The sequence below is a fragment of the Novosphingobium sp. Gsoil 351 genome (genome assembly GCF_009707465.1).
Classification (GTDB): Bacteria; Pseudomonadota; Alphaproteobacteria; order Sphingomonadales; family Sphingomonadaceae; genus Novosphingobium.
The window spans coordinates 1622372-1642774 of sequence record NZ_CP046120.1 but is presented as its reverse complement, the minus strand read 5'-3'; the positions used below and the strand labels follow the sequence as shown (position 1 = coordinate 1642774).

The 20403-nt window shown below is 65.1% G+C and carries 20 protein-coding genes and 1 pseudogene; 11 read left to right on the top strand and 10 right to left on the bottom strand.

Translation table 11 applies throughout. From position 1 onward, the window contains the following. Positions 1 to 33: 33 nt before the first annotated feature. Positions 34 to 600 carry a cupin domain-containing protein gene (locus GKE62_RS18465; protein ID WP_230207000.1) on the bottom strand — a complete coding sequence of 189 codons (567 nt, stop codon included), beginning with the start codon at positions 598 to 600 and terminating at the stop codon, positions 34 to 36. A 95-nt stretch (positions 601 to 695) separates the two neighbouring features. Between GKE62_RS18465 and hisD the strand changes: the two genes are divergently transcribed. From hisD to GKE62_RS07870, 4 genes are all read left to right on the top strand, one after another. Beyond that, complete coding sequence (hisD, locus tag GKE62_RS07885) at positions 696 to 2027, top strand: histidinol dehydrogenase (protein WP_154691774.1); 1332 nt, start codon at positions 696 to 698, stop codon at positions 2025 to 2027. Then, complete coding sequence (locus GKE62_RS07880; protein WP_154691773.1) at positions 2027 to 2794, top strand: SDR family NAD(P)-dependent oxidoreductase; 768 nt, start codon at positions 2027 to 2029, stop codon at positions 2792 to 2794. Before hisD ends, GKE62_RS07880 begins: the two co-directional genes overlap by 1 nt. 97 nt (positions 2795 to 2891) lie before the next feature. Next, complete coding sequence (locus tag GKE62_RS07875) at positions 2892 to 3500, top strand: LacI family DNA-binding transcriptional regulator (RefSeq protein ID WP_154691772.1); 609 nt, start codon at positions 2892 to 2894, stop codon at positions 3498 to 3500. Next, positions 3382 to 3915, top strand: a complete 534-nt coding sequence (locus GKE62_RS07870) for a substrate-binding domain-containing protein (RefSeq protein ID WP_230206999.1) — start codon at positions 3382 to 3384, stop codon at positions 3913 to 3915. The genes GKE62_RS07875 and GKE62_RS07870 overlap by 119 nt, the downstream gene beginning before the upstream one ends. Here the strand turns inward: GKE62_RS07870 and astD are convergent. Both astD and GKE62_RS07860 read right to left on the bottom strand, forming a co-directional pair. After that, positions 3887 to 5329, bottom strand: coding sequence for a succinylglutamate-semialdehyde dehydrogenase (gene astD, locus GKE62_RS07865; protein ID WP_154691770.1), 1443 nt, complete (start codon positions 5327 to 5329; stop codon positions 3887 to 3889). The genes GKE62_RS07870 and astD overlap by 29 nt on opposite strands. Continuing rightward, entirely contained in the window at positions 5326 to 6516 is a 1191-nt protein-coding gene (locus tag GKE62_RS07860; protein ID WP_154691769.1) for an aspartate aminotransferase family protein, read from the bottom strand. The genes astD and GKE62_RS07860 overlap by 4 nt, the downstream gene beginning before the upstream one ends. Positions 6517 to 6612: 96 nt before the next feature. On the opposite strand from GKE62_RS07860, the gene GKE62_RS19405 reads away from it, so the two are divergent. Together GKE62_RS19405 and GKE62_RS19400 are read left to right on the top strand one after the other, a co-directional pair. Then, positions 6613 to 7170, top strand: coding sequence for a LysR family transcriptional regulator (locus GKE62_RS19405; protein ID WP_255453592.1), 558 nt, complete (start codon positions 6613 to 6615; stop codon positions 7168 to 7170). Between the two features lie 23 nt (positions 7171 to 7193). Then, positions 7194 to 7526 (top strand): LysR substrate-binding domain-containing protein, encoded by a 333-nt coding sequence (locus GKE62_RS19400; protein WP_255453591.1) that lies wholly within the window; start codon positions 7194 to 7196, stop codon positions 7524 to 7526. Between the two features lie 12 nt (positions 7527 to 7538). Here the strand turns inward: GKE62_RS19400 and GKE62_RS07850 are convergent, their stop codons facing one another. From GKE62_RS07850 to GKE62_RS07820, 7 genes are all read right to left on the bottom strand, one after another. Beyond that, a complete protein-coding gene (locus GKE62_RS07850) occupies positions 7539 to 8555 on the bottom strand; it encodes a nuclear transport factor 2 family protein (protein ID WP_154691768.1) in 1017 nt (338 codons plus the stop codon). Beyond that, positions 8552 to 9526: an ester cyclase gene (locus GKE62_RS07845; RefSeq protein ID WP_230206998.1), complete on the bottom strand. Its 975-nt coding sequence runs from the start codon at positions 9524 to 9526 to the stop codon at positions 8552 to 8554. Before GKE62_RS07845 ends, GKE62_RS07850 begins: the two co-directional genes overlap by 4 nt. 284 nt (positions 9527 to 9810) lie before the next feature. Then, positions 9811 to 10989 (bottom strand): acyl-CoA dehydrogenase family protein, encoded by a 1179-nt coding sequence (locus GKE62_RS07840; RefSeq protein ID WP_154691766.1) that lies wholly within the window; start codon positions 10987 to 10989, stop codon positions 9811 to 9813. Further along, entirely contained in the window at positions 10986 to 12056 is a 1071-nt protein-coding gene (gene bioB / locus GKE62_RS07835) for a biotin synthase BioB (RefSeq protein WP_154691765.1), read from the bottom strand. The genes GKE62_RS07840 and bioB overlap by 4 nt, the downstream gene beginning before the upstream one ends. Before the next feature lie 114 nt (positions 12057 to 12170). Continuing rightward, positions 12171 to 14429: a TonB-dependent receptor gene (locus tag GKE62_RS07830; RefSeq protein ID WP_195908658.1), complete on the bottom strand. Its 2259-nt coding sequence runs from the start codon at positions 14427 to 14429 to the stop codon at positions 12171 to 12173. 82 nt (positions 14430 to 14511) lie between these two features. Continuing rightward, positions 14512 to 15354: a hypothetical protein gene (locus tag GKE62_RS07825; RefSeq protein ID WP_154691763.1), complete on the bottom strand. Its 843-nt coding sequence runs from the start codon at positions 15352 to 15354 to the stop codon at positions 14512 to 14514. Then, the gene (locus GKE62_RS07820) at positions 15354 to 16310 is read right to left on the bottom strand and encodes a LysR family transcriptional regulator (protein ID WP_154691762.1); all 957 of its coding nucleotides are present in this window, start codon (positions 16308 to 16310) and stop codon (positions 15354 to 15356) included. The genes GKE62_RS07825 and GKE62_RS07820 overlap by 1 nt, the downstream gene beginning before the upstream one ends. Before the next feature lie 108 nt (positions 16311 to 16418). On the opposite strand from GKE62_RS07820, the gene GKE62_RS07815 reads away from it, so the two are divergent. From GKE62_RS07815 to GKE62_RS07800, 5 genes and pseudogenes are all read left to right on the top strand, one after another. Further along, positions 16419 to 17606, top strand: a complete 1188-nt coding sequence (locus tag GKE62_RS07815; protein WP_154691761.1) for a class I SAM-dependent methyltransferase — start codon at positions 16419 to 16421, stop codon at positions 17604 to 17606. After that, entirely contained in the window at positions 17603 to 17914 is a 312-nt protein-coding gene (locus GKE62_RS07810; protein ID WP_154691760.1) for a hypothetical protein, read from the top strand. Before GKE62_RS07815 ends, GKE62_RS07810 begins: the two co-directional genes overlap by 4 nt. A 150-nt stretch (positions 17915 to 18064) precedes the next feature. Further along, positions 18065 to 19261: pseudogene (locus GKE62_RS19705) on the top strand (histidine kinase dimerization/phosphoacceptor domain-containing protein); the annotation flags it as partial. Positions 19262 to 19389: 128 nt separating this feature from the next. Beyond that, entirely contained in the window at positions 19390 to 19725 is a 336-nt protein-coding gene (locus GKE62_RS18455) for a hypothetical protein (protein WP_195908729.1), read from the top strand. Beyond that, positions 19722 to 20348: a response regulator transcription factor gene (locus tag GKE62_RS07800; RefSeq protein WP_154691758.1), complete on the top strand. Its 627-nt coding sequence runs from the start codon at positions 19722 to 19724 to the stop codon at positions 20346 to 20348. The genes GKE62_RS18455 and GKE62_RS07800 overlap by 4 nt, the downstream gene beginning before the upstream one ends. Positions 20349 to 20403: the final 55 nt, after the last annotated feature.

Here is a 20403-nt window from a genome sequence, read left to right as displayed (position 1 = left end):
CAATAGCCGCAGGGCTGGTGACTGGCATTGGCTTTACGCCGGGCGGGGGGTTTGCCCCAGGGTCGTGTCGACTAGTGCCCCGTTTTCCAGAAGTATTAGCCCGTAGCGTTCGGCCATCCTGAACACCTCTGGAGCCCACAGCACCCGCCCTGGGTCGTCGCCTCCGAGCACGGACCAAAGAAAACCTGTCTCCTCGCCGATGTTTTCGAATCCGCGAAAGGTGTGAATTGGAAATGAAACGATATCACCAGGCTCCGCGTCGACTTGGGCGTCCTCGCCGTGCTCGCCGAAGGTAAAGCGCCAACGTCCAGAGTGGACTACGAATACCTCGGCGGTGTCGTGACTGTGCTGCGAGTTCACACACCGGGGCGGCTGGCGTGCGCCGCCAATGTTGAAGCCGTGAGGTTCGGTGATGTGGACGTGCTGCTCGGGATTTTCCGAAACGCCAGGCCCGATAATCGTGAAATTCTCCTTGGCGTCGGAGCCTGGCGTGCGGGTATCGATGAATGCGTTTCGGCAAGGAATGAGGTCGCGGTAGCGGACGACACGCGCCTCCAGAGCCGCAGGGATTCGACCATTCGGTCCCGAATTTGAAGCCACTGTGATTTGTCCCGTCCGCCACCTATCGCAATGACCTTGCAATTTTGTGCATTCGCAGTCAATGGGGTTCGCCAAACTGGTGGAGGTTTCGTACTATGGCTGACTATCTCAAGCGCGGTGCGACGGCGGAGGCGAAGGCGGACGCGGACCGCAAGGTTCGCGATATTGTCGAGGCGACGCTGGCGGACATCGAGCGGCGTGGCGATGCGTCGGTGCGCGAACTGTCGGTGAAGTTCGACGGCTGGGACCGCGAGAGCTACGCGCTGACGAGCCGAGAGAAGCAGGACTGCCTCGACCAGCTTTCGGGTCAGGACTTGAAGGATATCGAGTTCGCGCAGGCGCAGGTGCGTAATTTCGCGAAGATCCAGCGCGCGAGCATGACCGACGTCGAAGTCGAGACGCTGCCGGGCGTGGTGCTGGGCCACAAGCACATCCCGGTGAGCGCGGCGGGCTGCTACGTGCCCGGCGGCAAGTATCCCTTGCTCGCTTCGGCGCACATGAGCGTGATCACCGCCAAGGTCGCCGGCGTGCCGCGGGTGATCACCTGCGCGCCGCCGTTCGGCGGCAAGCCCGCACCCGCGATCGTCGCGGCGCAGGTCATGGCCGGGGCCGACGAGATCTATGCGCTCGGCGGTATCCAGGCGATCGGGGCGATGGCGCTGGGGACCGAGAGCATCGCTCCGGTCGACATGCTGGTCGGTCCGGGCAACGCCTTCGTCGCCGAGGCCAAGCGCCAGCTGTTCGGCCGGGTGGGCATCGACCTGTTCGCCGGTCCGACCGAGACGCTGGTCATCGCCGACGAGATCGGCTGCGACGGCGAGCTGGCCGCGACCGACCTGCTTGGCCAGGCCGAACACGGTCCCGACAGCCCGGCGGTCCTGCTCACCACCAGCCGCAAGCTGGCGGAGGAGACGATGCGCGAAGTCGAGCGACTGCTGACGATCCTGCCCACCGCCGACATCGCGCGTCGCGCCTGGGAAAGCTTCGGCGAGGTCATCGTCGCCGAAGACGACGCCGAGATGGTCCGCATCGCCGACGCGCTCGCCTCCGAGCACGTCCAGGTGATGACCCGCGATCCCGACTGGTTCCTGAACCACATGACCAACTACGGCGCGCTGTTCCTGGGGCCGCGAACCAACGTCAGCTTCGGCGACAAGGTGATCGGCACCAACCACACGCTGCCGACGAAGAAGGCGGCGCGCTATACCGGGGGCTTGTGGGTCGGCAAGTTCATCAAGACCTGCACCTACCAGCGCGTCCTGACCGACGAGGCGTCGGCGATGATCGGGGAATACTGCAGCCGCCTGTGCGCGCTCGAAGGATTCGCCGGCCACGGCGAGCAGGCCAACATCCGCGTGCGGCGCTATGGCCATCGCGAGGTGGCTTATGCAGGCAAAGCCGAGCCGCTGCTGGCGACGGCGGACTGATGACTGCGCTGCCAGTCACGCCATCGTTCCGGCTCGACGGGCGCCGGGCGCTCGTCACCGGGGCGGGGCGGGGGATCGGCCTGGCGCTGGCCGCGGCGCTGGCCGAGGCGGGGGCCGAAGTGACACTCGTGGCGCGCTCGGGCGACGAGATCGAAGCCGGGGCGGCGGCGATCCGCAAGGCCGGCGGAAACGCCCGGGCGGCGGCGCTGGATGTCTCTAACCTCGCCGCGGTCGCCGATTTCTTCGCTGAGCGGCCCGCCTTCCACGTGCTCGTCAACAACGCCGGGACCAATCGGCCCAAGCCGATGACCGACGTCAGCGAGGCCGACTACGACGCGGTGCTCGATCTCAACCTCAAGAGCACGTTCTTCGTCACCCAGGCTTGCGCGCGGCGGATGCTGGCCGAGCGCAGCGGCGGTTCGCTGATCCACATCGGCAGCCAGATGGGGCATGTCGGCGGCCCAAATCGTTCGCTCTACTGCGCCTCGAAGTGGGCGCTCGAGGGCATGAGCAAGGCTCTCGCGCTCGATCTGGCGGCGCATGGCATCCGCTCCAACACGATCGCCCCGACGTTCATCGAAACCCCGATGACCAAGCCCTTCTTCGAAGACGCGGCATTCCGCTCTTCGGTGCTGGACAAGATCAAGCTGGGCCGGATCGGCAAGGTCGAAGACCTCATGGGCGCCGTGGTGTATCTCGCCGCCAATGCCAGCGCCATGGTCACCGGAACCAGCCTCATCGTCGATGGCGGATGGACCGCTGAGTGAGTCCCCGCTTTTTCCTGATTGACGGATGACACCTAGCCACCCTTACGTGCGCGTGGTCACTTGCCTTCACATGAAATCGCTGTCCTAAGCTGATCGCATGAGCTCTGACAGTTCCACTGTGCCGGATCGCACCAGGCGCCCAACCTCATACGATGTCGCCCGCCTCGCAGGGGTGTCGCAGTCGGCGGTATCGCGCTGCTTTCGCCCCGGTAACAGCATTTCGGACGAAAAGCGCAAAGCCATCCTCAAGGCTGCGGCCAAGCTGGGCTACGAACCGAACGCCTTCGCCTCGAGCTTGATCACGCGCCGCTCGAACCTCGTGGCGCTCCTGATCTCCAATTTGACGAACCTCTATTACCCCCAAGTACTTGCTGAGCTTTCTCACCGCCTCGACGTCGAAGGAATTCGGGTCCTCCTCTTTGCACTCCAGCACGAGAGTGACGTCGGAGCGGTCCTGACGCAGCTATGGCGCTATCGTGTCGACGGGGCGATCGCCGCAGCGCATTTGTCTCCGGCTCATCTGGCGCAGTTCGAGCGCCATCGCGTACCGGTCGTGCTCTACAACCGCTTTGCGGAAGGGGGGGACCGTGCCGAGCGTATTCTGCGACTCGATCGGCGGCGAGCGGCTTCTGATCGACCGTTTGGTAGAAGCGGGGCACCGGCGGTTCGTCATAATCGGCGGCCCTCCGGACAGCTATGTGGGTAATCAGCGCGTCGAAGGCGCGGTAACCCGCCTGGCGCACCATGGACTTGAGCCACTCATTCTCCAGGGCAATTTCGATCACGAAAGCGGCGCGGCGGGGCTGCGTCAGGCGCTCAAAGCGCCGGGCCGGCCCGATGCGATCGTGTGCGCCAACGATCTCATGGCGATAGGCGCAATGGATGCGGCGCGGGACGAATTCGGACTCAGGGTTCCCGAGGACATTTCGATCGTTGGCTTTGATGGCGTGGGCCCGGCTGACTGGCCCAGTTACCGTTTGACTACCATCCGGCAACCGGTTCGCAGGATGACGGAAGCCGCGGTGACCATGCTGCTCGAACGAGTGGAAAACCCAGAGCTTCCGCCCGAAATCCGTAGCTTCACCGGAACTCTCATTGAGGGGCGCTCTGCCCGGGTCTAACCGGCGCAGAGCCGGAACCCGGCAAGGTTGGGATGGAATGTACTTTGGCCGCCTCCAGGCCAGCTACCGGATGCGCGCAATAATCGGCAGCGTAGAACCCGCTCGGGCGGTGGTTGCCGGACTCGCCGAGCCCGCCAAAGGGCATCGCGCCAGAGGCGCCTGTGGTCGGCCGATTGCGATTGACAACGCCCGCTCGTATCGACCGGCGAAATTGATCCCACAAACCGGGATCGTCACTGATCAGCCCAGCGGCGAGACCGAAGCGAGTTCGGTTCGCGAGTTCGATCGCCTGGGGAAAGTCCGGCGCGCGGATCACCTGAAGAAGGGGTGCGAAGATTTCCTCGTCGGCAGCGTCTACCCCGGTGCTGTCGATCAAACCTGGGCTCACGAAAGCCTCGGATCGGTTTGGGACGGCCTCAAGCGGCACCAGCGAGCGCGATCCCGCTGCGACCAGCGCGGTCTGAGCGTCGTGAGCTGCCCGTGCCGCCTGGCTTGAAATCACCGGCCCCATGAAGGGCTGATCGAAATCGTTCCAGGCCCCGATCCGCAAGGCCGCAATGCGCTCGCTGAGCGCCGCAACCATTTGGTCTCCGTAGCCGCCTTGGGGCACAATCAGTCGCCGGGCGCAGGTGCAGCGCTGTCCCGCGGTGATGAAGGCGGATTGAACGACGACCTCGGCTGCCAGTGCAGGATCGCCGTCCCAGGCAACCAGCGGATTGTTGCCGCCAAGCTCGAGCGCGAGGATGACTTCCGGGCGGTCTATCAAGGTGCGGCGCAGAAAGCGCCCCGCCCGGGCCGAACCTGTAAAGAGAACGCCATCGACGTCGCACGCGACCAAGGCGCCGCCAGTCTCCCTTCCGCCATGCACGATCTGCACGACATCCCCAGGAACTCCCGCCTCCCACAACATTTCGACCATCGCCTGCCCGACCCACGGGGTCTGCTCAGACGGCTTGAATACGACGCAGTTGCCGGCAAGCAGCGCCGGAACGATATGACCGTTGGGCAGGTGACCGGGAAAGTTGAACGGGCCGAGGACCGCCATGACTCCATGCGGTCTGTGGCGAAGTGTTGCAACGCCGAAGTCGGTCGCGGCTTCGCGCTCTCCGGCCCGCTCGTGCAGCGCTGCGACCGATAGCGCCACCTTGCCGATCATCGCCGCTACTTCGGTTCGAGCTTCCCATAGGGGCTTGCCTGCCTCGCGGGCGATGCGCAGCGCCATCGCCTCGTCCTGCCCCTTCAGCTTCGCCGCGTAACCCTCGAGGATGTCGACGCGTTCGGCCAACGGCCTGCGACTCCACAGGGGTAGCGCCTGTCGAGCCCGGGCGACAGCAGCTGCACAGGCTTCTGCCGGCGCCACGTCGCCCTGCCAGAGTTCCTCTCCGAGCGCCGGATCGAACGAACGGAGGATCACGAGGCCTCCGCCAGCGTCATCGCGGCACAAGTCCTCTCGAAGCGATCGAGCGCCTCCCGTGCTTCGGCGGTCGTCAAGTTGAGCGGCGGAAGCAAGCGAACGATGTTGTCGCCACCGCCAGCCAACAACAACCGCTGCTGGCGAGCCGACGCGATAAAAGCTCGATTGTTCGGGTGTAGGGCAACCCCGATGAGCATACCCTTGCCGCGAATTTCCTTGACGATATTCGGATGAGCCTGGGCCAGCACGGAGAGCCCGTCACGAAGAAATTCGGCGATGGTGCGGGAAGTCTGGAGAAAGGCCGCCTCGGCGATGATATCGAATGCTGCCTCAGCGACCGCCATCGCCAGGGGGTTGCCGCCGAAGGTTGAACCATGGGTGCCTGGAACCATCCCCACGGAGGCCGCTTCGGAAGCCAGGCATGCGCCGACGGGAAAGCCGCCTCCAAGCGCCTTGGCGATCGCCATCACATCCGGTTCACATCCGTGATGCCATTGGTGAGCGAACAGGCGCCCGGTTCTGCCCATACCGCTCTGGACCTCATCATAGATGAGCAATACGTCGCGGCGCGAACACTCCCGGCGTAGCCAGCGGAGCAGTGCGCGAGGTAGTTCGCGAGCTCCACCCTCGCCCTGCACCGGCTCGACTATGATAGCAGCGGTCTCCGGCCGGGCGAGCGCCTTTGCAAGCGCCGCTTGGTCATCGATGGGCAGCGCGGAGTATCCCGGAAGGCGCTCGCCAAAACCTTCGAGATACGAAGGGTTACCGGCCGCGTTAATCGTCGCGTAAGTGCGGCCGTGAAAGGCGCCGGAGAGGGAATAGACCCAAGTCCGTTCTGGACGGCCGCGGACGTAATGATAGCGCCGAGCAAGTTTGAGGGCGCATTCCACGGCCTCGGCGCCGGAATTGGTGAAAAACACTTGGTCGGCGAAACAGCTGCTGGTGAGCTTCTCCGCGAGGCGTTCCTGACCGGGCACGCGGAACATGTTGGAAATATGCCACAATTTGCCGGCTTGCTTGTCCAACGCGGCGCGCAGGCGGGGATGAGCATGCCCGAGCGCGTTTGTGGCTATCCCTGAGACGCAATCGAGATAGGCATCGCCGCTCTCGCTAAAGAGCCAAGGCCCCTCTCCGCGCACGAAGACCGGCGCCGCCCTGTTGTAGACGTTCATCAGAGCATGAGTCATTGATGGCCTCCCGCGCAAGCCATTTCCCTTGCTCAGGAACAGTCCCAACAACAAAACGACTTGTGCGCATGTCATCATTCCGGAAGGGAATGAACCATGAGTGATTCCCGCTTGCTGCCCGGGATGGGTGCACTGCGCTGCTTTCATGAAGCCGCCCGAACCGGCAGCTTTACCCAAGCTGCTGCCGCACTTAACCTGACCCAAAGCGCGGTAAGCCGCCAGATCGCAAAACTTGAAGCGCTACTTGCCGTCCAGCTCTTTGCCCGGCATGGGCCGCGTCTCGAATTGACGACGCGCGGGTCAGCTTACGCGGCGGCGATCGCCGGTCCGCTCGCCGCTATCGCGCAGGCCACCGCGCGCTATCGATCGGTACTCGATTCAGGGGTGATCTCGTTGGCCACACTGCCGAGTTTCGGCATGCGGTGGCTGGCACCGCGCCTCGCCCACCTTACTCGCGAAGCGCCGGAGCTCGTCGTGAACCTCTTTGCACGAAACGACGAGTTCGACTTCGCTGCGGAACCGTACGACGCGGCCATCCACTTCGGGCGACCCGATTGGGGGCGCGCGCGTTGCGATCTGCTGTTCGCCGAGGTGGCTGTCGCGGTGATGGCGGGATCGTGGTTGTCGGGCCGTGAGGAACCCCCGAGGACCTGATGGCGCGAGTTCCGTTGCTGGCCATGAGCAACCGGCTGGACGCATGGGACAAGTGCGACCTCGCCACGGGCGCTGCAGTTTTATCTCGAAAACCTACGGCGACGTTCGAGCACTTTTCGATGCTGGCGCAAGCGACCGCGGCCGGTGCCGGAGCGGCGATCATCCCCCGATACCTTATTGGTGATGAGTTGGCGGACGGTCGCTTGGTCGAGATCCCTGGAGTTCGGCTAAAGGAGAGCGAGGGGGCATACTATCTCGTCTATCCCACCGAAAAACTTGAGAAAGCGGCGTTCCGCAAGTTTCGAAGATGGCTGCTGCAAGAAGCTGCGGGAGAGAGCGGCGCGAAAATCTCGTGACGCCTAGCGGCGTCAGGTCCGCGGAACAGTGGCGATCCGTTCCAGAACATCCAGGCCTTGGCACTTCAGGAAGTGCAAGATGTCGATGAATATCCAGTTTTCTGCAAGCTTGTCTCCGTCGCGCCGATAGACGTCGACGACGCGCATCTCACCCCGCTCGGCCGAGGTGGGCAATCCAAGGTAGCCGCCGATATTGCGCATGGTCAGATTCGGCCAGCCAAAGAAACCGCCATAATTGCCCTCGGTTACGAAGGCGACGTGACCGTGAAAGACGCGGTCATGAAGGTGCGCGCGGAAGGGCCCGGCGTGCTGTTCGATATAGCGTTCGATTGTGTAGCTCGCACCGATTCCGGCTGGACCCCACCAGATCATGTCCTCGGCCCAGTGCTGGCGCAACTCGTCCTCCCGGCGGGGGTACTTGCCGGGGTTGCCGATGTCGGTGATCATCCGCTTGATCAGCGCATAGGTCGCTTGCCCTTCGTGCTCAGGCCGAGGTTCGTACAGTAGCGCATCTTGCGTCATCGGGCCGGGCTGAACCAGGTGGGCTCCGGTCTGGGGGGGCAACGGTGCAAGACCGGTTTGGAGCATCAGATGGACGATGTCGCAAAACAGCGCGGTTTCCGCGATCTGGCCGTTCGCAACCCGATTGAACTCAGCGTAGCGCAACATCGCTATCTTGCGTGTGGGAGGAATGCCGAGCCAGGGCCGATCGAACAGCCCGAGCAAATGGCCCATCGAAAGTACCCACACCGTGTCGTCTTCTCGGGCCCTGTTAAGTCCGGCGAGGAAAACGTCGGTACGACGCTGAACCGGAGCGAAGGCCTCCAACAACGGAGACCAGAAGGTCCGAGCCACGGCTTCAGTCCCGCTCAGCTCGTTAAACGGGTGAACGCCGCGCCAACGGTAATCCGGCGATACATGTGCAGCCAAGACCGACGCCGCGGTCTCCGGCTTGGCTCTCGTCATTGCCTCGTGGCAGGCGTGCACGACAGCCTTGGCGGACTGTAGTTGGGCGGCCGTAGCGGTCATCCCTTGTGCAGCAGGATCTGCTTCCAGATCGCCACCGTATCCAGAACGACGGTCTCGCTACGCAGGCCCCACGGCCCGAAATCGGCATGGCTGAATCCCATGACGTACACTGGCGCGCCCGTCGGTTGCCCGAACAAGCCCCAACCGTCATGCTTTCCCTGCAAGCTCCAGCGCAGCGCGCCGCGCGGGCCCAACATGGGATCGTCGTTGCCGATCCGATGGTCGATCTTGAACTCTGCCGACGGGAAAGCGGCACGCAGCCCGGTCCAGAAGTCTTCCGCCGGGCCATGCGATCGCGCTTCGATGCCGTCCGGATAAGCCAGGCGACACGCGCGGTCGTAATTCCTGGCGACGGCAGCAATGTCAGCGTCCATCAGTGCGCTGAGAATCTCGGCATAGCGCTGGCCCCATGGATCGTCGTTGCCGGTACCGGTGTACGACCCGATGGCGTCATGATCGGGCGTGAAAGGCGCCGGCGCGGTCTCCGGTCCGCCCTCCCGGATAATCTGTGCCCGCGCAAACTCTTCGGGTTCGATCCCGATCTGCCGACAGATCGCTCCCTGATCGCGCGCCAGCCACTCGTCGTCGATTACTCCGGCCCGAACGTGGCATTCGGCGATCGCCCTAAAACCGACTCGACGACCCGTGGCCGGTCCGAAGACGCCCGAGCCGAGGTGGGTGGCGGTGCAGGAGATCCGATGCGAGCTCAACATCCCGGCTTCCGGCGAGCCCGACCAGACAACATCGTCCGCCAGCAACGTGCGATCGGGAAACTCCGCCAACGTCGCGAGGGTCGCTGCAATCACACGCTCGTTGCCGCGCGATAAGCCACCCGGCATCCTGACGATGATGTCCTTTGCATACCACTCACGCAGAGCGGCAACGTTGCGGCCTTCCCAAATGGTGCGGGTTATATCGATGATGTAGTCTGGAAGATCTTTCCATTTCGCGTCGAAGCCCGCCATGGCCATAGTGCCGTACCCCTCGCAGATCATTCCATGGCCGTCAGCGAACGGTTGAGTTACGCTGATTTGCATTCGAATGCAACAATGCTCGTCGCTGCTTCCAGAGTTCTTCCGTCGTACGAGAATCTCGGTCTCAGTGAGCTTGATCCGTCCGCCTAGACGAGATGCAAAGCTGAGAACGAAGCTGCCATGTGACGCCCCGCAGCCTCAACGCGCTGCGCGGCTGGGCCTTGGCGGCCAAGGCCGAGGGTGGGGTCGACAATTGGGGTCCCAAACCGGAAGCTCGCAGGTCAAACTTGGCGCTTGACCCAATCGCGCCGGATCTTCTTGGCCAGCGACCATTTGTGGACTTCGGTCGGGCCGTCGTAGATGCGAAACGCGCGAACCTCGCGGAAGACCTGCTCGACGATCGTCGCGTCGCTGACCCCGGTGCCGCCCATGACCTGGACACAGCGGTCGGCGATGCGCATCAGCGCCTCCGACACTGCGACCTTGGCCATCGAACTCTCGCTCGTACCCGGCGCGCCGCTGTCGAGAATGCTTGCGCACCAGTCGATCGTTAGTTCGGCCTGTTTGAGGTCGATCAGATTGTCGGCAAGCATGAAGCCGACCCCCTCGTGCTCGATCAGGAACTGCCCGAACGCCTGGCGGCGGTTGGCGTAGTCGATGGCGATCTCGTTGGCGCGCACGCATGCGCCGAACCAGCGCATGCAGTGCGATAGGCGGGCCGGGGCAAGCCGGACCTGGGCGTACTTGAAGCCCTCGCCCGCCTCGCCGAGCATCTGGTCGGCGGGAACGCGCAAATCGTCGATCAGGACCGTGGCGTGACCGCCGGGCATCGAGTTGTCGATCGTGTTGGGGACATGCTCGATGCGGATCGCGGGATCGGGCAAGTCCACCACGAACATGCAGGCGCCCTGCTCGGCGCGGGCCATGACGATCCCGACCTTGGCGCCTTGCGCGCCGGTGATGAAGGTCTTGCGGCCCGAAACCACCCAGTGGTTGCCGTCGGGACGGCAGGTGGTCTGCATCATCGACGGATCGGACCCCGCGCCGCCATCCTCGGCCGGCTCGGTCATGAAGAACGCCGAGCGCGCGCGCCCCTCGATCATGGGTTTGAGGAAGCGCTGCTTGAGCTCCTCGCTGCCGACCTTGCCAAGGAGGAACATGTTGCCTTCGTCAGGCGCGGCGGTGTTGAGCGCGACGGGGCCGAGCGGCGAGAGGCCCGATTTTTCGAGAACCACTGCAGTCTCGCGCTGCGAGAGGTGGCGGCCATCGGGAAGGATGTGCGGGGTCAGCACGCCCGCGGCGCGGGCCTTTTCCTTGAGTTCATCGGCCAGTTCGTCGGTCGGCGCGCCGTGGTGGTCGCGGCGCGGGTCGGTCTCGAAGGGGACGACCACTTCGCGCACGAATGCTTCGACATTGGCCGCGATCCTTGCGGTCAGTTCGGGTCCGACGCCTTGGCTCATGTGACGTTCTCCACCGCCGCACATGCCCGCATCGGCTCCTCGCCGTGCATCGCGGTCAGCCCCAGCCGCGCGAACATCGCTCCGTCGGCGTCGTCGCCCGCATTGGGCGCGGTGAGCAACTTGTCGCCGGTGAAGATCGAGTTGGCCCCGGCGAGGAAGCACAACGCCTGCGTCGCCTCGCTCATGCTTTCGCGGCCCGCGCTCAAGCGCACCATGCTCAGCGGCATCGTGATCCGCGCCACCGCGACAGTGCGGACGAACTCGATGTCGTCGATCTTCGCCAGCGGGGTGTCCGCCAGCATGTCTCCCAGCACCGTGCCCCGAATCGGCACCAGCGCGTTGACCGGGACGCTCTCGGGATGCCGCGGCAGCGTCGCCAGGGTGTGGATGAACCCGACCCGGTCCTCGCGGGTCTCGCCCATCCCGACGATCCCGCCCGAACACACCGCGATGCCAGCGCGGCGGACTTCGCCCAGCGTATCGAGCCGGTCCTGCATCGTCCGCGTGGTGATCGCGCGTTCGTAGTACTCGGGGCTGCTGTCGATGTTGTGGTTGTAGTAGTCGAGCCCGGCCTCGGCGAGCTGATCGGCCTGCCTGGGGCTGAGCATCCCCAGCGTCATGCAGGTCTCCAGCCCCATCGCGCGCACGCCCTTCACGATCTCGAGAAGCGCGGGCATGTCGCGGTCCTTGGGGTTGCGCCAGGCCGCGCCCATGCAGAACCGCTGGCTCCCGTGATCCTTGGCCTGCGCCGCCGCTTGCAGCACGCTGCGGACATCCATCAGCTTGGTCGCCTCGACCCCCGCGTCGGCTTTCACCGACTGCGCACAATAGCCGCAATCCTCCGGGCAGCCGCCAGTCTTGATGCTGAGCAAGGTGCAGAGCTGGATCTCGTCCGCCGCATGATGCGCGCGATGGACCTCGGCGGCGCGGAACACCAGTTGGGTGAACGGCAGGTCGAAGAGGGCGGCGATCTCAGGCCGGGTCCAGTCGGTGCGGGGCGCGCTTGTGGCTGGCGCGACGCTCGGGTTCGGGCGTTCGCGCAGCGCGATTGACTCGATCCTGCTCATGGCCTTGAATTCCCCTTTCCCGACATCCGGTAGCCACCGAAAGGCTCCAATGCCATCGGCAAAATCGTCGGATGTGCGCGCGAATTCGCGTCGATATGGGGACGGCTCGGTCGGCTAGAACTCCAGCCCAGCGGTTATGCGCCACATCATCGGTTCATTGTAGAACTTGAACCCCGGCGGGAAGTTACTGCCGACGAAGTGGTTGTCGAAGCAGTTGGAGCAATCGACTCCAATCCGCCACGGGCCCTCGTCCGGACGAAGGGTCAGCGATGCGCCGACCAGCCATTCGCCGCCGACGAAATCGCCCGGGACGCCCGCGGTACCCACCGTCTGACGCGAGGTGTAGCTCGCGTTTGCGGCGGGGGTCAGGCGGACGCCGCCGAGCCGGATGTCGTAACTGCCGCCAAAGCTCGTGGTAAATTTGGGGGTGCGTTCCGGGATCGCCAGCGAGCCGTCGGGGGCGACGATGCCCTGACCGCAGCTTGCCGCGTTGCCCGCCCGGCACGATGCCTGCTGCGCCACGATCGTGGAATCCGGATTGCGATACTTCGCGCGTTGCAGACCGACGTTGGCGAACAGCGAGAGACCGGCGGTGGGTACGAACTGGGCCTCGGCTTCGACGCCATAATCGCGGAAATCGGAGCCGTTCTGGGTGACAAAGTTGATCGCCCCGGTCGAATCGACAAAGCCCAGCGGCACCTGGAAGCCGTTCACGTCGGTATAGAACCCGGTCAGGTTGAAGCGCAGCGTGCGGTCGAGCAATTCGGAGCGAAGACCGGTCTCGTAGGACCAGACCTTTTCCGGCCCGAACACCAGGAAGTTCTCGGCGGACAGCGCGCGCGCATTCCACCCGCCCGATCGAAAGCCGCGGGTGGCCGAGGCGAACATCATGAATTCGGAGCTGGTGCGGTATTCGACCGCCACGCGTGGGGTGAACAACGAGATGGATTGCTTGAGCGGGATGCCCGCCGCGCGGATGTCGGCCGTGCCATAGGGCACGCCGAAGAGCAGAGGGTTGGGGTTTGGGATTACTCTTACATGCTTATCTTCGTGCGTGTAGCGGCCGCCCGCGGTCAGGGTCAGCTCGTCGGTCGCGTGCCAATCGATCTGCGCGTAGACCGCGGGCGCGGAGGTGGTGTTGCCGAGCACGCGATCGGAGAGGACCAGCGGGATGCCGACGCCGCCGCCCAGGTTGATGGTGAAGACGTCGGCGAAATCGGTGCGGTTCTTTTCGTGGATGTAGAAGGCGCCGGCGACGTAATCGATCGTCCCCGCTTTCCCCGTCAGCTTCACTTCCTGGGTAAACTGCTCGAACCGGCCGGCATTGACGATTGCGAAGCCTCCGGTCGTCAGCGGGCCGTCGAACAGATCGGAGAGATAATCCTGCTTGAGATTGCGATAGCCGGTGATGATGTTGATCGTGGGGCCGCCGGTATCGATCTGCAGGTTCGAGGTGACAGAGGCGTTCTTGGTGATGTTCTGCAGCTTGAACCCGGCCTTGCGGCCGATGACCAGGCCCGCCAGCGCGGCGGTGTTCCGGTTAAGTCCTGTGCGACTGACGAGATCGTCACCGACGAGCACGGAAGGGAGGTTGACCTGGTTGCCCCGAATGTAGTCGGCGGCGACATCCCAGGTGATCGTCTCGCTTGGCAGCAGCCGGAGGGCCGCGCGCGCGCCATAGCTCTTCTCGCCGTTGTTGCGCTCACCCGTCGTCAGGTTCTTGACATATCCGTCGCTGCGCAAGGCAAATCCCGAGAATTTGGTCAGCACTTTGTCCGACAGCGGCAGATCGACCGAAGCGCGGCCGCGCCAGCTGTCGAACCGGCCATAGCTCGCCTCGGCGTAACCGCCGAGTTCGCTCGATGGCTTCTTGAGGATGACGTTGATGGCGCCGCCGGTCGTGTTGCGGCCGAACAGGGTGCCCTGGGGTCCGCGCAGCACTTCGATCCGCTCCACGTCGAAGAACGAGAAATTGTTGGCGTTCTGGCGGCTGATGTAGATGTCGTCGACATAAGTGCCGACCGGCGGATCGAAGGTCGCGATGGATTCGGTGTTGCCCAGCCCGCGAATGAAATAGGTATTGGCCGAGCCGATCCCGACGTTGCTGGTCCCGACCATGTTGGGCACCAACCGGGCGAGATCGAGGGTCGTGTCGATCTGTTTCGCGGTCAAGTCCGCCGCGGTAAACGCCGAAACCGCGACCGGCACATCCTGAAGGCTCTGCTCGCGCCGTTGCGCAGTGACGATGATGTCGTTCAGCGTGCCCTGGGGGCTGTCGTCGGCGGGCGGCTCGGCGGTTTGCGCGAAGACGGGGGTGGTGGTGCAAAGCACCGTTCCGACGGCGGCGCCCAGCGCAATCGATGTAATCTTCACGACGCCTCCCATGTTTTATCCCGGGAAACAAGCTGTCAGAAGACAATCGGCGCGTCCTACACTTTCTGTTTGTAAGGTCGGATCACGGCAGCAGCTCGATCAGCTCGCCCGCCGCGCCTCTTAGCAGGCGGGGTTCCGCGATCGGCGCGCCTGCCACGGTGGCGGCAAAGCTCGCCATGGCGATGCCCGCCGGCAGCCCGATCGAGCTCATCGGACGCGGTATCGCCGCCTCCGGAAACGCGTCGATCTCGATCAGGCTTCGCTCGGGCAGCGCGATCGTCGCCAGCCGGTGCCGGGTCGCTTCCGGCAGATCGTACGCGTTTGAGAGCACGCCGATCCTGGCCTCGATGACCGGGCCCGCCGGGCGACCCAGGGCGCCGTATCCCTCGCCGAGCACGGCGAGCGATGCTCCGCCAAGCACCGCGATGAACGGCTCGCCCACGGGGCCGGTCGCACGCGGCAGATCGAAGCCGGGGATCTCGGCCCCGATCTCGGTCAGATACAGGACTTCGCGCCCCGGCCCTTCGACTTGCATCGCCCGGATCTGATCGGTGAACTCGAAGTCGAGGACCTCCGGCGGACCGATCGTCCTGAACGGGCCGCCGTCGAGGCGCTGGGCCAACGCATCCAGGTCGGCGACGACGATCTCCGCCGCTGCCCAGCCAAAGCTGCGGAAGGGCACGAAATCGGACGCGTCGCCCTCGACCAGGCGCAAGAATCGCTCGCCGCCGTTTGCGGGGCGTAGCTCGGTCATCAGCGCCCCGGCCGCTGCGGGGGCGCCCCAGAGACCGGCGCGCGCCTGGCCGACGGGCTCGGGCCTCGGCCCGCGATAGTCGAGATAGGCGGCATAGGCGTCGCATGACGCGCCTATGTCCGGGGTAACGAACGTGAAGCCCTTCAGGGCGCCCAATTGCAATTCGCTCATCAGTGATCCTGTCTGGCGCGGGGGGACAACAAGCCCGTGGCGCTGCGCTCGGCCTCGAACACGATTTCCTCGAGCAGGCGGTTGGCGGGCGGGCTCAGCCGGGCATCGCGACGCGTGATGACGCAGGCGTGCCGGACCAGCGTCGTCTCGGCCAGATCGAGCGGCACCAGCTCGCCGAACTCCAGAAGTGTTCCGATCAGATCGGGGGAGACGGTGATGATATAATCGTCGTCGAGACACAGCCATGATCCCACGGCCATCGCATCGGTACGGATGAAATGGCTGGGTGGCGGACACTTGGCGCGCATGTACGCCAGCAGAATCGCATCGTAGACATCGCCCCGGAACGCCGGGACCATCCAGGTGAAGCGCGCGAGCGCCTCCAGTGTCACCGGGCCGCCCTCGGCCAGGGGATGTTTCCGTCTGACCGCAAGAATATCCCGGATTTCAAACAGATGACGGTATTCGAGGTCGGCGGTGTGCGCGGGATCGTGGCTCGGCCCGCCGGCGACGAAATCGACTTCTCCGGCGATGAGCTTCTCGATCATCATCTCGGTGTAGCCTTCGATCAGGCGAATCTGGACGTCGGGCTGCTCGCGGTGGAAGCGCCGGATCGCAGTGGCGACCGGCCGGCCGGCCATGGTCTCGCCGATGCCGACGGTCACGCTGCCGCCGCGCGCGTCGCGGAGCAGGCCGATTTCGGACATCGTCCGCTCCGACATCGCGATCTGGGTGCGCGCCCGCGCGAGCAGCAGCCGGCCGAACAGCGTCAGGCTGATGCGCCCGCCGCGCTTGCGGTCGAGAAAGCGGACGCCGGCGCTCGCTTCCATCCGCGCGATCGACGAACTGAGCGCCTGCTGGGTGATGTTCAGACGTTGCGCGGCTTCGATGAAGCTTCCCGCCTCGACGATCGCGAGGAAGCGGCGCAACTGGACCAGATCGATGTCGGGAAGCATTCAAAGGTATCCAGGATATTTGTTTCTTTGGACAAAGATCGATGAGTAGAACTGTTTGTGGCAGGCGATGATCCAGGTCAAGCGGGCTTGCCACGACGGAGACGAGCGATGGTGATGACCCTCCAGCATGCGATGGCGCCCACCCGGACGGCGGACGAGGTTGCCCGAGCCCGCTTCGTTTCCGGACTGCGGAGCTTCATCCTCAACGACCTCGCGGCGGATCTCAGGACCGCCTACGACCGGCGCGCCGCGTCGGCGTTTCGCGACCGCACGGGCCATCTTCCCGCGGACAGCGACGAGGTGCACGACGCGCTGCGCGGAGATCCGACATTCGCGCTTTACACCGCTTCGCGAATCGAGGCCCAGCACATGGTCTGGGAGAGCGTGATCCCCGGCGTGGAGCGCGAGCGGGAGCAGCTCGAAAACTTGGCGCGCAACGACGGCGCCGTGCAAAGCGTCGCGCTCGATCCCGATCTGGTGGTGCCGCGCAATGTCTCGGCAATCGATGTCCACCTGATGCCGGGGGCCTATTCCGGCGCGGTGGGCGGCTCGTTGCTTGGCCCCGGCGCGGTTTACGATCGTGGTCTGGCCATTTTTTCGATGGGGCTGATGGGCGCGAACCTCGACGATATCGGCCTGTCGATGGCGGCGTACATCAAGGCGCGCTTCCCCGATTTCGCCCCGACCGCGATGCTCGACGTCGGTTGCACCATCGGCCACAACTCGCTGCCCTGGAAGCAGGCCTATCCGGCCGCGGAGCTCCACGCGGCCGATGTTGCCGCGCCGGGGCTGGTCTACGGCGCCGCCCGTGCGAAGCTTCAGGGGGTGGACGCCCGGTTCCACCAGATGAACGCCGAGGACTTGAAGTTTCCGAACGAAAGCTTCGATCTCGTCTTCACCTCGATGTTCCTCCATGAATTGTCCGCCAAGACTCGCGCCCGGTTCTTCGACGAAGCGCATCGCCTGCTCCGTCCCGGGGGCTTGCTGCTGAACATGGAGCTGCCGCCCAACAGCCAGATGAGCGCTTTCGACGGGTTCTATCTGGACTGGGACTGCTGGTACAACACCGAGCCGTTCTACAAGGGTTACCGCGACGAAGATCCCAAGGCGCTGTGTGTTGGGGCCGGGTTTGCCGAAAGCGATTATCTCCAGTTCGTGGTCCCCAGCATCGGCATCTACGGACACGAGGCGGTGCGTGAGGCCGCGCGTGGCGACATCGACGTCGATCAGGAAACGACCGGGCGCTTGGCCGACGGCGTCCAGTGGTTCGGCTTCGGGGCGTGGAAGAGCGCATGAAGGCAGCGCCAGGAAGCGACGGCGACGATGGCGCGGCGAGCGCCGGCGGCTCGCGGCGGCAAGAGGCCGACCCGGCGCTCGACCGCCTTACCGCCGCCTTCATGCGGTTGCTCTCCGAACACTGGATCCAGTCCGAAAAGCTCGCCCACCTCACGCGGCTGCTGGCGCGCGGTAACGTGATCGACCCGGCCGAACTCGAGGCGATCGGGCGTGAGACCGAGACCGACCCGGCTTACGATCAGGCGGCCGCCGACTTCGTCCGCCGCATTCTCGCCCCCCTCAGGGAGCCTGTCGGCAAAGCCGACTAGACCCATGGCGCGGACCAGCGCCACCCCCCGGATCCGCGGAGGCTGTTATCGGCCAACGCGTCTTCCGCGCCCGGTAGAATTGGCGCGCGGCAAGGCCATGCGGGAATCGCTGACCAGCCGCGGGCGTATCTAGGCGCTCTGCTCTCAAGGATGTATATCCGTTCGGGGGGCAAGGCGATCTACAGGTTCGAGCCACTGCTATCGACGCGCTTCATCGCGACGTTTCGGATCGCGATCACGCTCGTCGTGGTCCTGGCGTTCTGGCTCGACCCCCTGCAGCCGCTCAGGCTGGTCCGGCTGGGTCATCTGCTTACGGCGGGTTACCTGGGATGGGGCGCGATCAACGCCTGGGCGGCGTTCCGCAACTGGTGGATCGAATTCCACCTGGCCCGCAGCGCCCTGCTGGTCGATCTTTCCGCGGGGATCGCGGCGTTCTTCCTGACCGAGGGCGCGGCGGTGGACATGGCGACTCCGTTGGCGGCGTTCCTGATGTTCATCCTGGTCGAGGCGATCTTCATCGGGGGATGGCGGTTGGCGGTCAAGATCGGCATCGCGTTTACGGTAGGGGCGACTTGTGCCGTGGTGGCGCTGGGTTTCTTCCACGAAGCGATCGATCCGTTCAGGACCGGGCGCAAGATCGGTTCCTTCCTGCTGATCACCGCGCTGGCGGTATGGTTCGGCGGGCGGCGGACGGCGCCCGTTATGCCCGCGCTGGCGCTTCCCGCCGATCTCGACGCCAAGCTCCCACTGTCGGAGGCGTTGCGCTACGCCTGTTCCGTATTCGGGGCGAAGTCCTCGGCGGCGATCTGGACGACCGGCGACGGTGGCGAGCCGCGGCTGGAGATTGCCGGGGGTCAGGGGGCGGCGGACTGGCGCGTGAAGCCGGATTCGTTCGACAGCCTGGGCATCCTGGCCGGCGCCCCGTGCCTGTTCGACTCGTCCGCGCGACGAGCGCTGTCGCTGGATGGGGCCGATCGGTTCGCTGTCTGCGATCCGGCCGGATTCGAGCATCTGCCCATACTGACGGGCCGGCCGCCCACCGTGTCCCTGCCGGTCGCGACCGACAACCTGCGCGCCGTGTTGCTGCTGAGCGATCTCCACACCCCGGGCCGCGACCTTCTGCATCTGGCGAAACCGGCCGCTCGCGAGATTGCCGCCGCGCTGGACCGGCACGAACTGTCCCATCGCGCGCTGGCCGATCGCATGGGAACGATGCGCCAGGACATTGCGCGCGATCTCCACGACAGCGTGGCCCAGTCGCTGGCGGGCGCATCGTTCCGGGTCGAGGCCGCGCGCAAAAAGCTGCCCGATGGTTCCGGCGCGAGCGAAGACCTGCGGCAGGTCCACGACGCCCTGCTTTCCGAGCAAGCCCACGTCCGCACCATCATCCAGCGGTTGCGGCAGGGGCGGGCGGCGCGCGTGCGCTATGACCTGGGCCGGGATCTGACCGGCTTGCTCGGCACTCTGGGCGAGCAATGGCGCGTGGAGATAAAGTTTACGCCCCCCCGGAACCGCTCGACGTCGGCCTGTCGCAGATCCACGAACTTCGTCAGATCGCCCGCGAGGCGGTCGCCAACGCCGCCCGTCACGGCTTCGCGAGCCGCATCGTCTTCACCGTCGATCCTGCGCCGACCGCGTTCCATCTCGACATCGTCGACAACGGCAATGGCGGGCGGGTCACCGGATCGAGCCACCCGTTCAAGCCCCGATCGATCGCCGAGCGCGTGGCCGCGCTGGGCGGCAAGCTCGATGCGCGGTGCGGGCCGGCGGGCGCCCGGCTCTACATCACCGTTCCCCGGCTCAGCGCATGAGCATCCGGGTCCTTCTCGCCGACGACCACCCGTTCATCCGCAGCGGTGTCGAAAGCGTCCTGCGCGATTCCGAGTTCGAGGTCGTCGCGGCGGTCGGGACGGGGGCGGAAGCCTTGGCCGGGGTGGCGCGCCTGGACCCCGCGGTGGCGATTCTCGACGTTCGAATGCCCGAAGGCGACGGCCTTGAAGTGCTCCAGGCCATGCGCGGACGCGGCGACGAACGCCCCGTGGTGCTGCTCACCGCAGACCTCGAGGACGGTGTTCTGCTCGCCGCGCTGGAGGCCGGGGTGCAGGGGATCGTCCTCAAGCAGGGCGGCGAGGACCATCTGCTCGAATGCCTTCGCGAGGTCCACGCCGGGCGCCGGTGGATTCCCGCCGAACTGCTCGATCATGCCGAGCGGGTCGGCGAGGCGCGAGCCAACAGCCCGTTCAAGCGACTGACCCCGCGCGAGGCAGAGATGGCCTGGCAGGTCGGCAAGGGGATGCGCAACCAGGACATCGCGCAGCGCTTCGAACTGAGCGAAGGCGCGGTCAAGTTCGCGCTCCACACGGTGTTCAAGAAGCTGGGCGTGACCACCCGCACCGAACTCGCCTTGCTGTTGCAGCGATACGGCTATCTGTGAGCCATGGGTTTTTGCGTGTTTCCGCGGCGCGGATGGTGGTAAGGCCACAATCGGA